General features: G+C 64.6%; 10 protein-coding genes and 2 pseudogenes. 9 read left to right on the plus strand and 3 right to left on the minus strand.

What is annotated here, in order from left to right; all coding sequences use genetic code 11:
• Nucleotides 1–16: 16 nt before the first annotated feature.
• Nucleotides 17–962 (minus strand): IS630 family transposase gene (locus MTBLM5_RS15340; protein WP_173976942.1). Its coding sequence is split into 2 segments (ribosomal slippage): nt 17–623 and nt 622–962, totalling 948 coding nucleotides; the frame shifts between segments, so codons are not numbered across the junction.
• 156 nt (nt 963–1,118) lie between these two features.
• Between MTBLM5_RS15340 and MTBLM5_RS15345 the strand changes: the two are divergent.
• Both MTBLM5_RS15345 and MTBLM5_RS15350 read left to right on the plus strand, forming a co-directional pair.
• A pseudogene (locus MTBLM5_RS15345) lies at nt 1,119–1,499 on the plus strand (transposase); the annotation flags it as partial.
• 579 nt (nt 1,500–2,078) lie between these two features.
• Nucleotides 2,079–2,462 (plus strand): annotated as a pseudogene (locus tag MTBLM5_RS15350) (transposase); the annotation flags it as partial.
• Between the two features lie 235 nt (nt 2,463–2,697).
• On the opposite strand, the gene MTBLM5_RS15355 reads toward MTBLM5_RS15350, so the two are convergent.
• Both MTBLM5_RS15355 and MTBLM5_RS15360 read right to left on the minus strand, forming a co-directional pair.
• Nucleotides 2,698–4,320, minus strand: coding sequence for an ABC-F family ATP-binding cassette domain-containing protein (locus tag MTBLM5_RS15355; RefSeq protein ID WP_173976944.1), 1,623 nt, complete (start codon nt 4,318–4,320; stop codon nt 2,698–2,700).
• A gap of 81 nt (nt 4,321–4,401) precedes the next feature.
• On the minus strand, nt 4,402–4,617 hold the full coding sequence (locus MTBLM5_RS15360; protein WP_173976945.1) for a SlyX family protein: 216 nt from the start codon (nt 4,615–4,617) through the stop codon (nt 4,402–4,404).
• 193 nt (nt 4,618–4,810) lie between these two features.
• On the opposite strand from MTBLM5_RS15360, the gene MTBLM5_RS15365 reads away from it, so the two are divergent.
• The 7 genes from MTBLM5_RS15365 (at nt 4,811) to MTBLM5_RS15395 (ending at nt 13,267) form a co-directional block, all read left to right on the plus strand.
• Complete coding sequence (locus MTBLM5_RS15365; protein WP_173976946.1) at nt 4,811–6,199, plus strand: exonuclease domain-containing protein; 1,389 nt, start codon at nt 4,811–4,813, stop codon at nt 6,197–6,199.
• Nucleotides 6,196–7,644 carry a putative nucleotidyltransferase substrate binding domain-containing protein gene (locus tag MTBLM5_RS15370; RefSeq protein WP_173976947.1) on the plus strand — a complete coding sequence of 483 codons (1,449 nt, stop codon included), beginning with the start codon at nt 6,196–6,198 and terminating at the stop codon, nt 7,642–7,644. Before MTBLM5_RS15365 ends, MTBLM5_RS15370 begins: the two co-directional genes overlap by 4 nt.
• A 13-nt stretch (nt 7,645–7,657) precedes the next feature.
• On the plus strand, nt 7,658–9,769 hold the full coding sequence (locus MTBLM5_RS15375; RefSeq protein WP_173976948.1) for a 3'-5' exonuclease: 2,112 nt from the start codon (nt 7,658–7,660) through the stop codon (nt 9,767–9,769).
• Nucleotides 9,770–9,984: 215 nt separating this feature from the next.
• Nucleotides 9,985–10,266, plus strand: a complete 282-nt coding sequence (locus tag MTBLM5_RS15380) for a hypothetical protein (RefSeq protein ID WP_173976949.1) — start codon at nt 9,985–9,987, stop codon at nt 10,264–10,266.
• 2 nt (nt 10,267–10,268) lie between these two features.
• Complete coding sequence (locus MTBLM5_RS15385) at nt 10,269–10,847, plus strand: tetratricopeptide repeat protein (protein WP_173976950.1); 579 nt, start codon at nt 10,269–10,271, stop codon at nt 10,845–10,847.
• A gap of 66 nt (nt 10,848–10,913) precedes the next feature.
• The gene (locus MTBLM5_RS15390) at nt 10,914–11,174 is read left to right on the plus strand and encodes a DUF4212 domain-containing protein (RefSeq protein ID WP_068501251.1); all 261 of its coding nucleotides are present in this window, start codon (nt 10,914–10,916) and stop codon (nt 11,172–11,174) included.
• Nucleotides 11,174–13,267, plus strand: coding sequence for a VC_2705 family sodium/solute symporter (locus MTBLM5_RS15395; RefSeq protein WP_173976951.1), 2,094 nt, complete (start codon nt 11,174–11,176; stop codon nt 13,265–13,267). The genes MTBLM5_RS15390 and MTBLM5_RS15395 overlap by 1 nt, the downstream gene beginning before the upstream one ends.
• Nucleotides 13,268–13,324 lie beyond the last annotated feature (57 nt).

Raw genomic sequence — 13,324 nt, forward strand, 5'->3', positions numbered from 1 at the left:
CTAGAGTCTGTCCGGATTAGGCTGAAGCATATCCTGCATGGCGCAGATACGCGCTACACTCCTGGGGCGGGAACGCGTCCAGGAGTTTGCCGACGCGCCTCCATGTGGTTTCGATGGTTCGTTCGTCAGCCTTTCGGACGAGGGTCTTGAGTTTAGCGAACATCATCTCGATGGGGTTGAGATCGGGACTGTAAGGCGGCAGGAAGAGCAGATGGGCGCCGGCCTTGCGAATGGCTTGGCGTGCCGGCTTTCCTTTGTGGCTTCCCAGATTATCGAGGATGACGACATCACCGGGTTCCAAGGCCGGCGCCAAGGATTGCTCGACCCAGGCGGTGAAGGTCGCTCCGTTGATGGGGCCATCAAGGACCAGGGGAGCGACGATCCGGTCATGGCGCAGGCCCGCCAGGAAGGTCAGAGTTTTCCAATGGCCGTGGGGAACCTTGGCGAGCAGGGCTTCCCCACGAGGGCTCCATCCGCGCAGGCGCGTCATGTTGGTCTTGACCCAGGTCTCGTCGATAAAGACCAGGCGAGCCGGATCAAGCCGGTGCTGATGGGCTTTCCAGCGGTTGCGCAGCCGCGCCACCCTCGGCCCATCCTGCTCCTTGGCCATCAGCGTTTTTTTTGAAGCTCAGGCCTTGGCGGCGGACGAAGCGCCAGACAGTATCGTGGGTAACGACGACGCCCCGCTCGGCCAGTTCCGTCGCCAGAGCCCGCATGGTCAGATCCGTCTTCTCGGCCAGACGGGAGCGGATCCAATCCGCCGTCTCGCCGTTCAGAACAGGGCGACGGTGCCCGCCCATCTTGCCTGGCTGAAGTCCCCGCCCAGAGCGCCATTTCTGACCAATCCGAACCGCCGTCGCCACCGAAACCCCGAAGCGTTTCGCGGCCGAGCGGGGCGTCTCGCCTGAATTCAGGGCGGCGGCTATCCGCTGCCGAAGGTCTTGCGAAAGAGGTCCTGCCATCGCTGCTGGCCTCCTATCCAGCCAGCAGTTTGAATCACATTCTCGGCCCCAGGGGAATCCCAATTCCGATTCCGCTAAAGGGCACCTCGAAAAATCCCGCCCTCCGGCGATGATGGGATAGAATCCGGACAAGTTCAATGGGCTGGGATAGCGACGATGGGCCAGATGGGTTTCTTCGATATCGAGAAGCGGTACGCTGGTCTGGACGCCAAGAACGATCCGTTGGCGCAGATTGACGGGGTTGTTTCGTGGGAGCTTTTCCGACCCCGGCTGGAAGCGGCTTGGCGCAAGCCGTCGGAGGAGCGGAAGTCGAAGGCGGGGCGCAAGCCGTGGGATGCGGTGGTGATGTTCAAGGCCATCGTGCTTTGCGCGCTTTACAACTTGTCGGACGATCAGGTGGAGTTCCAGCTTCGCGACCGGCTTTCCTTCATTCGGTTCCTGGGGCTTGGGCTTGAGGACGCGGTTCCGGATGCCAAGACGGTGTGGCTGTACCGGGAGCAATTGGCGCAGGCCGGTCTTGTGGAGNCCCGGCTGAAGTCCCCGCCCAGAGCGCCATTTCTGACCAATCCGAACCGCCGTCGCCACCGAAACCCCGAAGCGTTTCGCGGCCGAGCGGGTCGTCTCGCCTGAATTCAGGGCGGCGGCTATCCGCTGCCGAAGGTCTTGCGAAAGAGGTCCTGCCATCGCTGCTGGCCTCCTATCCAGCCAGCAGTTTGAATCACATTCTCGGCCCAAGGGGAATCCCAATTCCGATTCCGCTTAAGTCAGACGGACTCTAAAGCGCTCTCGCGGCACCGTTCTGAGCGATAGAGTTCGCAACCCGCAGGCTTTGCCGCCTTCGATCACCTTGCCGGGAACCCGCCATGTTTTGTGGCGGCGCCAGGATGTGGAAGCGTGGCTGGCGCAGTTGGCCGCCGCCGTTCCGACGGATACCGCACCAGCGCCACGCCGTCGCGGTCGTCCACGCAAGCCCTCCTGAGTTTCATGGCGCAGCCCCAGGCCCGCTCTCCCCCAACGCGCCTTTGCCACCATGCCGGAAAAGCCGAAGGGCCAGCGACGGCAATCGCTGACCCTTCGCGGAAACGCATGGGGCGCCACACCGGCAAGCGCGGCAACCTCGCCACCATTCCGGGGATCGGCCCGATCATCGCCTCGGCCATCGCTGCCGCCGGGCCTGATCCGGCGATGTTCAAATCGGGACGCCAATTCGCCGCCTGGCTGGGGCTGGTGCCCCGGCAGAATTCGTCGGGCGGCAAGGGCCGCCTCGGCGGCATCACCAAGGCCGGCGACCGCTGCCTGCGGCGCCTGCTGGTGATCGGCGCCACCGGGCTGATCCGCTACAAGCGTGACAACGTCCCTGGCGGCTTGGCGTGGCTGACCAAATTGCTTGGCAAGAAGCCGGTGCGGTTGGTCACGTTGGCGCTGGCCAACAAGATGGCGCGCATCGCCTGGGCGGTGATGACCTCCGGCGAGGTCTACCGCGAGCCGCAGCCGGCGTGATCGAATTGCGAGGGTGCACCGTGACGTGATGGCGAAATCGGTCGAACCGAGGATCAGGACTGAACTAGGTTTGTTTGATTCGTGGCTTCGGCCCAGGTTTTGCGGGTCTCAGTGGGCGCTGGGATTGCGCTTCCAATTTGCTGATAAAGGCATCCGCGATGCCACCAACAAGGCATGGCCGCTCGGCAACGATCGGTTCAACGAGGAGCTTGCCCGCCTGACCGCTGACGCCCCGTCAGCTGCGCAATCCCGGCGCCTCGTGCCCGGTGCGGGCCACGTATTCGGTGTAGCCGCCGCTATATTGGTGGATGCCGTCCGGGGTCAGTTCCAGCACCCGGTTGGACAGCCGGGCCAGGAAGTGACGGTCGTGCGACACGAACAGCATGGTGCCCTCATAGGCCTCCAGCGCCTGGATCAGCATTTGCTTGGTGTCGAGATCAAGGTGGTTGGTCGGCTCGTCCAGCACCAGGAAGTTGGGCGGATTGAACAGCATGATGGCCATCACCAGCCGGGCCTTCTCGCCGCCCGACAGAACCCGGCACTTCTTTTCCACGTCGTCGCCGGAAAAGCCGAAACAGCCGGCCAGAGCCCGAAGCGAGCCCTGGTTGGCCTGGGGGAACGTGCTTTCCAATTGCTCGAAGATGGTGGCGTCGCCGTCCAGCAATTCCATGGCGTGCTGCGAGAAATAGCCCATCTTGACGCTGGCCCCGACGGTGACGGTGCCGGAATCGGGCTCGGCGGCGCCGGCCACCAGCTTCAGCAGCGTCGATTTGCCGGCGCCGTTGACGCCCATGACGCACCAGCGTTCCTTGCGGCGGATGGTCAGGTCCAGCCCCTGATAGATGGCTTTGCTGCCATAGCCCTTGTGGACGTTCTTCAACACCGCGACATCCTCGCCCGAGCGGGGCGGGGTGGGGAAATCGAAGGCGACGACGTGGCGGCGCTTGGGCGGCTCGAAGCGTTCGATCTTGTCGAGCTTCTTGACCCGGCTTTGCACCTGGGCGGCGTGCGAGGCACGCGCCTTGAAGCGCTCGATGAACTTGATCTCCTTGGCCAGCATGGCCTGCTGGCGTTCGAACTGGGCCTGCTGCTGTTTCTCGTTCAAGGCGCGCTGGCGTTCAAAGAACGAATAATCGCCGGCATAGGAATTAAGCGAGCCGCCATCGATCTCGATGATCTTGTTGACGATGCGGTTCATGAACTCGCGATCGTGCGAGGTCATCAGAAGCGCGCCTTCATAATTCTTCAGGAACTGTTCCAGCCAGATCAGGCTTTCCAGGTCCAGGTGGTTGCTGGGTTCGTCCAGCAGCATGGCGTCGGGGCGCATCAACAAGATGCGGGCCAGGGCCACGCGCATCTTCCAGCCGCCCGACAGGGCGCCGACATCGCCGTCCATCATCTCCTGGCTGAAGCTCAGGCCCGCCAGCACCTCGCGGGCCCGGCCGTCCAGTTCATAGCCGCCCAGTTCCTCGAAGCGGGCCTGGACCTCGCCATAGCGCTCGATGATGGAATCCATCTGGTCGGCCTGGTCCGGGTCGCACATCGCCGCTTCCAGAAGGGCCATCTCGGCCGCCACCTGGCTTACCGGCCCGGCCCCGTCCATCACCTCGGCGACGGCGCTGCGGCCCTCCATCTCGCCGACATCCTGGTTGAAATAGCCGATCGTGACCTGCTTCTCGATCGACACCTGGCCGGCATCGGGCGGCTCCTCGCCGGTGATCATGCGAAACAACGTGGTCTTGCCGGCGCCGTTGGGGCCGACCAGGCCGACCTTTTCGCCCCGGTTCAGCGCCGCCGAGGCGTCAAGGAACAAGATGCGGTGACTGTTCTGCTTGCTGATGCTTTCGAAACGGATCATGTGCGGCTGGGTTCCTTGGGGCTCGGTCGGCCTCCTTATGCCACAGCTTCGCGAATGCGAAAGCGTCTTGATCGGTTGGGCTCAATAATGGGGTGGCGGCCGGTCGTCCTGGGGCGAGCGCTCGATTCCGGCCTCGACCGCCTGCAGCCGCTCCAGCAGGCGGCGCACCAGCAGGTTCAGCCGGTCGATCTCGTCATGCTGGCGGGCCAGGACATCGGACATTTCCTCGGCCTGGCGTTCGTGATGGGCGGCGCGAACTTCCAGGTCGGTCAGGCGGGCAAGGGTTTCGTCGTCCATGGAATCTCCTGTGGGGCTGGCGCTTATCCTAATGGCCTTTCCTGGCGGGCGCATCGTCCGTCTGGTCGCTTCTCATCGCTTCTTCAATCGCGCTATGCTGTCGGGCGGTTGTTGCCGGGGGGAATATGGTCGGCCTGCCTGTCGAGCCACGCGAGCGGTGTCGGCACCGCTTCCCGAAAGGGGGGCGGTCGCCATGAACGCGCGCCCCGGGCACATCTCGGCCATGGTGGTGGGCTTCGCGCTGGTGGTGCTGGCCCTGGCGGTCCTGGCCCTGCTGCCGCACTTCGTTCCCGGATTTTCGACGCCGCCCTGGTTGGTCGGGCTGGTCGCGGTGGGGGCGTGGCTGGCGCTGATCGCCATCCACGAGCTGGCGCAGTCGGGCCTGCGCGAGCGCCGCTCGCTCAGGACCTGCCTGGAAGCGGTGGCGCACGGTCAGGCGGTGCCGCCGACCCTGGTCCAGCATTTCGACAAGCAAAAAGGCGAACTGGCCGACATGGCGCGGTTGATCGGCGAGATCGCCGACAAGCGGGTGATGGCCGGCGCCAAGCCCGACCAGCGCCTGGCGGCGGTGCTGCGCGCCTTGCATGACGGTGTCGTGGTGGTGACCGAAACCGGCCTGATCAGCCTGATCAACGGCCCGGCCAAGACCATGCTGGGGGGCGAGCGCGCCGCCGTCGGCGGCTCGATCTTCGCCAGCGTCGATCGCGAAAGCCTGGTGGCCGCCACCGCGCGCGCCCAGCGGACCGGCGGCAAGCCGATCGAGGCGGGGCTGGCCCTGCTGGACGGCACCGTCCATTCGGTGCAGGTGCTGGATTTCGGCGAACATCGCGGCGCCGTCATCACCATTCCCTCGGAAGAGCTGCATGCGACCGGCGAGGTCGAATTGGCGCTTGATCTGCATGACGCGCCCCCGGTCGCCGCCACCCCGATCGACGACACCTTGCTGGCCGAGCTGCCGGTCCTGGTGCTGGACACCGAGACCACCGGCCTGGATGCGGCCCGGGATTCCATCGTGTCGGTCGGCGCGGTGCGCTGTCACGGCACCCGGATCTATCGCTCGACCGTGCTGGATCTGCTGGTCGATCCGGGCCGGCGCATTCCGGCCCGCGCGACCTCAGTCCACGGCATCGACGATGCGATGGTGGCCGGCAAGCCGTCGATCGCGCAGGTGTTTCCCGAGATCATGACGATGATGGCCGGCACGGTGATGGTCGGCCACAATATCGGCTTCGATCTGGCGCTGTTGCACAACGCGGCGGTGCGGACCGGGCAGGCATGGGTGCCGCCGCCGCGTCTCGACATCTTGCTGCTGGCGGCCGCCCTCAATCCGGATGAGACGGCTCTGGAACTGGACCATCAGGCGGCGCGTCTGGGCATCAATATCAGCGGCCGCCATACCGCGCTGGGTGACGCGCTGGTCACGGCGGAAATCTGGGTTCGCCTGGTGCCGCAACTGGAACGGCAGGGCGTCAAGACGCTGGGGGCGGCGCGGGCCTTTTCCCGCCAAGCCCGCCAGCAGATGGAACGCCATCGGGAAATGGGATGGGACGAAGACAGCCAATTGGGGGGGAATGCGCGATGAGCGGCGAAACCGGGTTGGAACGTTTGGACAGCTTCGCCTATCGCCACCGCGTCGCCGAGGTGATGGGAACGCCCTTGGCCACCGCGCGCCCGGGGGCGACCATCGCCGAGGCCTCGCGCACCATGGCCGCCAAGGGCATCAGCTCGCTGGTGGTGGTCGATGAACGCGGTCGCCCGGTCGGCATCATCACCGAGCGCGACGTCTTGAAGGCGGTCGCCACCCACCGCCGCGAGGTCGCCGACGTGCCGGTGGGCACCATCATGTCCAGCCCGGTCGCCACCATCCGCTCCGACGCCTTCTCGTATGTCGCCATGGGGCGGATGGACCGGTTGCGGGTCCGCCATCTGGTGGCGGTCGATGAGCATGGCATCGGCGTCGGCATGGTCACCGTGCGCGGGTTGATGAAGATGCGCTCGTCCTATGCCTTGCTGGTCGGCGACGAGGTCGACGCCGCCACCAATCCCCAGGACATGCTGGCGGCCAAGATGAAGCTGCCGCGCCTGGCCGGCGAATTGCTGGCCGAACGGGTCGAGGCGCTGGGGGTGGCCCGGGTGCTGACCTCGGTGCTGCGGGCGCTTTCCGAGCGGTCCGCCCGCATGGCCGAGCAGAGCATGATCGACAAGGGCTGGGGGGCGGCACCGGCGCCGTGGAGCCTGTTGCTGCTGGGCTCGGGCGGGCGGCGCGAAAGCCTGTTCGGCGCCGACCAGGATAATGCCATCGTCCATGCCGGCAGCCGCGACGACGATCCGTGGTTCGCCGAGCTGGGCAAGCGCATCTGCGATACGCTGGATGCCGCCGGGGTGCCGTTCTGCAATGGCGGGGTGATGGCCTGCAACACCGAGTGGCGTCATAACCAGGCCGGCTGGGAGGACCGCATCACCCAGTGGATCCGCGAGGCCGACGGCAAGGAATTGCTGAACGTCCACATCTTCGTCGATTTCCGCCCGGTCTATGGCGACATCGACCTTGCTGCCCGGCTGCGGGCCTATCTGCGCGACCAGGCGGCCAAGTCGCCGCGCTTTCTGCATGCCATGGCCCAGGCCGCCGGCGACATCAAGGCGCCGTTGGGGGTGCTGGGCCAGTTCATCACCAAGGATGGCCGCCTGGACCTCAAGATGAGCGGATTGTTGCCGCTGACCTCGGCGGCCCGCATCCTGGCCTTGAAGCATCGCATCGACGCCACCGGCACCGGCGAGCGCCTGCGCGCCCTGGCCGAGGGCGGCCACATGTCGGCCGTCGAGGCGGCGTCGCTGCAGGCCAACCACGAATTGATGGTCCGCATCCTGCTGGAACAGCAGCAGGCCGACCTGGCCGCCGGCATCGCCACCTCGAACCGCATCGATCCCAAGCGGCTGGCCCCGGACGATCGCGATCGCCTGAAGCAGACCTTCAAGACCATCAACGCCTTGAACTGGGTGATGAAGAACGCCTTATCCTCGGTGTAGGAGGCCTGTCGCCATGACCACCCGGCAATGGATCGCGACCTGGTGCGCCGCCATCGCCCTGGGGGGCTATCTGGCAAGCGCGCTGGTGGTGCGCTGGTCCTTGCTGGCGGCGGGAATCGATGATGAAGCCCTGCTGACCGGCGGCACGGTCAAGGCCGGCGCGGCCGGGCTGGCGCTCGCGCTGGCCCTGCTGGCCTTGTTCCTGCTGGTCGATCGCTGGCTGATCTCCCCGGCCGACGCCCTGGGCCGCCAGGCAAGGCGCCAGGCGCAATCCAAGCTGGGCGAGCATCCGATCGACGTGCCGCAAGGTCACCGCCTGGGACCACTGCCCCAGGCGGTGGTCGCGTTGGCCGACCAGTTGCGGCTGGCCCGGCGCGACATGGTGCGGGCCATGGAGACGGCCACCGCCGAAGTGGCACGGCAGAAGGAATGGCTGGAAGCCATCTTGCTGGATTTCTCGGACGGGGTGGTGGTGTGCGACCCCCAGCATCGGGTGCTGTTGTACAATCAGGCCGCCGTCCGGCTGCTGCCATCGGTCCAGGCGCTGGGGCTGGGTCGGCCCTTGTTTGCGTGCCTGACCCGCGAGCCGATCCTGCACGCGCTGGAGCGGCTGGACTATCGTCGCGCCGAAGGCGGCGCCGCCGCCGAACTGGTGGCCCCCTTCGTGTGCGCCACCCTGGATGCCAGCACCATGCTGCAAGGGCGGGTGGCGTTGATCCTGGGGCCGGTGCGCGAGGTCGACGGCTATGCCATCACCCTGACCGATATCCGCTCGGAAATCGCCGGCCTGACCCGCATGACCACTTTGCGCCGGGCGCTTGGCTATGGCCTGCGCGGGCCGGCGGCCTCGTTGCGGGCGGCGGCCGAGACCCTGGCCGGCTTTCCCGCCATGGAGGCTGTCCAGCGCCGGGCCTTCGAGCAGGTCATCGTCGCCGAAGCGACCGAGATCGCCCGCCAGATCGACACCCTGTCGGGCGAGTATCGCGGCCACGAATTGCTGCGCTGGCCGATGGGCGACATCCATGCCGCCGACCTGGCCGCCTGCGTCGGCCGTGCCTTGGCCGAGGACAGCCCGGCCACCGTGACCCTGGTCGGCATCCCGCAATGGCTGCGCGGCGATTCGTTTTCGCTGCTGCTGTTGCTGAAGACCGTGCTGGGTCATATCCATCGCCTGAACGGCGCCACCGCCTTCGATCTGGAAACCCGGACCACCGACCGCCAGGTCTATGTCGATGTGTCGTGGTCCGGCCCGGCGGTGCCGTCGGCGGTGATCGAATCGTGGCAGGGCGAGCAGCTCGACGCCGTCCATACCGGCCTGACCATCCGCGACGTGCTGGAACGGCACGGCACCGATCTGTGGTGCCTGGACCAGGCGGGCGGGCGGGCCTTGTTGCGTCTGCCCTTGCCGCTGCCGGCGGCCGAACCGCTGAAAGGGCCGCCGCGTCCGTTGCCGCCACGGCCGGAATTCTATGACTTCAGTCCGGTCACCCGGTCCGAGGCGCCGGCAGCCATCGCCGACCGTCCGTTGCGCGACCTGGATTACGTGGTGTTCGATACCGAGACCACCGGCCTGCGCCCGACCGACGGCGACGAAATCATCGCCTTGGCCGGGGTGCGGGTGGTCAACCAGCGCATCCTTTCGGCCGAACGGTTCGAACGGCTGATCAACCCGAAGCGCAAGATTGGCCGCGGATCGATTCGCTTCCACGGCATCACCGACGACATGGTCGCGGACAAGCCACCCATCGAGGTGGTGTTGCCGCAATTCAAGGCCTTTGTCGGCGATTCCGTCCTGGTCGCCCACAATGCCGCCTTCGACCTCAAGTTCCTGCGAATGAAAGAGACTGCGTCCCAGGTGTCCTTTGCCAATCCGGCCATCGACACGCTGCTGCTGTCGGTGCTGATCGACAGGGACGAGCAATCCCACTCCCTGGATAGCGTCCTCGATCGCTTCTCCATTCCTGCCCCCAATCGGCACACCGCCCTGGGTGACGCGATGGCGACTGCCGAACTGTTTCTCAGGCTGGTGGATCGTCTGGAATCCATTGGTATTCGCACACTACGCGAAGCCATGTCTGCTTCGAACATGGCGGCGGAAATGCGCCAAGTTCAAGAACACTTCTAGGCATATCTTTTGTATGCGCTTAAGAGCGCGGCAAATCCGGCAGAATCCAAGCACTTGCGCAATGTATATGGCTCATATACATTCACACCTGCAGTTGACCATGCTTTAGGCGTAGAATAAATAAGGTCAATGTTTACTGCGCCGCAATATAAGCACCGCAACATGGCCTGCCCATTAGGGTGGCGTAAACCTTTGTCGTAGGGGTTTGTACGCACATGGAGTTTGCACTTACTTTGACGCACGAGCTGGTCAAGTTCGCCGGCCTTCTGCTGATCGGCCAATTTCTCGTCTATGTCATGAGTTTCGGCCGGCACGACACCAATCCGGTCTACAAGGCGATGCGCTTCCTGACCTCGCCGGTGGTCAAGTCGGTGCGCCTCATCACACCAGCCAAGATCGATGACCGTCACGTGCCGTTCGTGTCGTTCCTGCTGCTGTTCTGGGCGTGGGTGTTGTTGATCGTCGTGCGCCTCGATATGGCGCAGGGGAGTATCTGAGCATGAGTCTCGAATCGTGGTACTGCCGGAAAATGGCCATGCTGTGCCTGTACGCCAAGCGTGAGGACCAGGCCATCCATTACTGGGAGCGCGCCCGCGCCCTCGAGCCCGATGACGCCCGCCTGGTGTCGTCGATCGCCCATGCCCATGCGACGCTTGGCCGGCGCGATCTGGCGATCGCTTATCTCAACAAGGCGCTGGAAATGGATTCCGGCCAGCCGGGGACATGGTTCAACCTGGGCTATCTGCTGCAAGAGGGCGGACAAGAGGCCGAGGCCTTGGCCGCACTTCGCCGCGCCACCGAACTTGATCCCAAGCTGGACCGGGCCTGGTACGGGCTGGCCCTGTCACTGATCAAGCTCGGCCAATTGGACGAGGCGGTGGCCGCCTTGAAGCGCACCACCGAGTTACAGCCGATGAGCCCTTACGGCTGGTACCAGCTGGCCCATGCCTACCTGCGTCTGGATCAACGCGACAAGGCGGAACGGGTCATTCTGAGGCTCGCGAAATTTGAACCCAAGGTTGCCCTTCAACTCGAAAAGGAGACGGGCATCCCATCGGGGGTCAAACTGCCCTTCTGACGGGGGCCAATAACATAAACCATCAACCATAGTGACCCGGTCAATGTCGGGATATGGGGAGGAAGCATGCAGCTCACGCAAAAACATGAAGAGTACTGGCACAAGAATCTAAAGATCACGGCAGTCTTGCTTGGCCTTTGGTTCTTCGTGACTTTCGTCATCGCCTGGTTCGCTCGCGAACTGAACTTCAACTTCTTGGGTTGGCCCTTCAGCTTCTGGGTCGGCGCTCAGGGGGCGCTGATCGTCTATGTCTGGATCATTTGGTACTATGCCAAGTACATGAATAATCTGGATCAGGAGTATGGGGTCGAGGAGGGAGAAGACTAATGGCTGGTATTCCAGGCGATGCGCCCACCGGGGCGCCCACCCAATCCATCAAAGGCTTTCAGTCGCAACTGACCAAGGTCTACGGTTTCTATACCGGCGGCTTCCTGACAGTGGTGATCCTGCTGGCCATCGCCGAACAGCTTGGCCTGCCCAAGGCCTGGATCGGTTATATCTTTCTGGTCATGACGGTGTTGCTCTATGCCGGTATCGGCATCATGAGCCGCACCAGCGATGCCGATGAATACTATGTCGCCGGCCGCCGCGTTCCCGCCGTGTTCAACGGCATGGCCACCGGCGCCGACTGGATGAGCGCCGCCTCGTTCATCGGTATGGCCGGCACCCTTTACCTGACCGGTTATTCCGGCCTGGCCTTCATCATGGGCTGGACCGGCGGTTACTGCCTGGTGGCGTTGTTCCTGGCGCCTTACTTGCGCAAGTTCGGTCAGTTCACCATCCCCGACTTCCTGGGCGCCCGCTACGGCGGCCACGCTCCGCGTTTCGTCGGTATCGTCATCGCCATCCTGTGCTCGTTCACTTACGTCGTGGCGCAGATTTACGGTGTCGGTCTGATCACCACCCGCCTGTCCGGCGTCGATTTCACGCTGGGCATCTTCGTCGGCCTGGGCGGCATCCTGGTCTGCTCGTTCCTGGGCGGCATGCGTGCCGTCACCTGGACGCAGGTGGCCCAGTACATCATCTTGATCATCGCCTACATGGTTCCGGTGGTGTGGCTGTCGGTCAAGCAGACCGGCGTGCCGATTCCGCAGGCGGTTTACGGCTTCCAGCTGGCCAAGGTCACCGAGCTTGAAGTCAAGCTCAACGCCGACCCCAAGGAACTGGAGGTGCGCGGCATCTTCAAGAAGCGGGCCGACGACGCCAAGGCCAAGCTGGCCGATATTCCGAAGTCCCTGGCCACCGGCAAGGCCGCCCTGGAACAGGGTGTTGCCGATGCCAAGGCTTCGGGTGACGCAGCTGCGGTGACCAAGGCGGAAGAAGCCTTGGCCAAGTTTCCGAAGGACGAGGCTTCGGCCAAGGCCGCCTGGAGCAAGGAAGCCGCCGTGGCCGCCCGTGCCGCTCCGATCCCGTCGCATGGCGAAGCCTTTGCGGCCAAGGACGAAAACGCGCGTGCGATCGCCAAGAAGAACTTCCTGGCGCTGATCTTGTGCTTGATGGTCGGCACCGCCGCCCTGCCGCACATCCTGATGCGGTATTACACCACACCGTCCGTCCGCGCAGCCCGCGCCTCGGTGACGTGGTCGCTGTTCTTCATCTTCCTGCTGTATTTCACCGCCCCGGCCCTGGCCGTGCTGGTGAAGTACGTGGTCTATCATGACGTGGTCGGCACCGCCTTTACCGCCTTGCCGGCCTGGATCGCCAATTGGGCGTCGGTCGATCCATCGCTGATGTCGGTGACCGACATCAACAAGGACGGCATCGTTCAGCTGGCCGAAATCGCCATGGGCGGCGATATCGTGGTGCTGGCCACCCCGGAAATCGGTGGCCTGCCCTATGTCGTTTCGGGCCTGGTGGCCGCCGGCGGTCTTGCCGCCGCGCTGTCCACCGCCGACGGTCTGCTGCTGACCATCGCCAACGCGTTGAGCCACGATCTGTACTACAAGATGATCGATCCCAACGCCCCGGTGGCCCGTCGCGTCATGCTGTCCAAGACCCTGCTGCTGGTCGTCGCCGTTCTGGCGGCCCTGGTGGCGGCGCAGAAGCCTGCCGACATCTTGTTCCTGGTGTCCGCGGCCTTCTCGTTGGCGGCTGCCGGCTTCTTCCCGGCCCTGACCCTGGGTATCTTCTGGCGGCGTGCCACCGGCATCGCCGCCACCCTGGGCATGGCCGCCGGCGTCGGCATCACCTTCTACTACATGGCCACCACCCAGCCGTGGCTGCGCGAGATGTTCTTCGGAATCCCGCGTGCGGTCCCGGCCACCCTGTGGTGGGATATCAACCCGATCTCGGCCGGTATCTTCGGTATCCCGCTGGGCTTCGTGGTGATCATCCTGGTGTCCATGGTGACCAAGGCGCCGTCTGAAGAAGTTCAGCGTCTGGTCGATGACGTTCGCTATCCGAACCTGAAGCGGGCGTAATGTAACGGTACCCACCCCACGGTGTAAGTAAAAACCACCGTGGGGTGGGGGCCTTTT

The organism is Magnetospirillum sp. LM-5, from assembly GCF_902729445.1.
Taxonomy (GTDB): domain Bacteria; phylum Pseudomonadota; class Alphaproteobacteria; order Rhodospirillales; family Magnetospirillaceae; genus Magnetospirillum.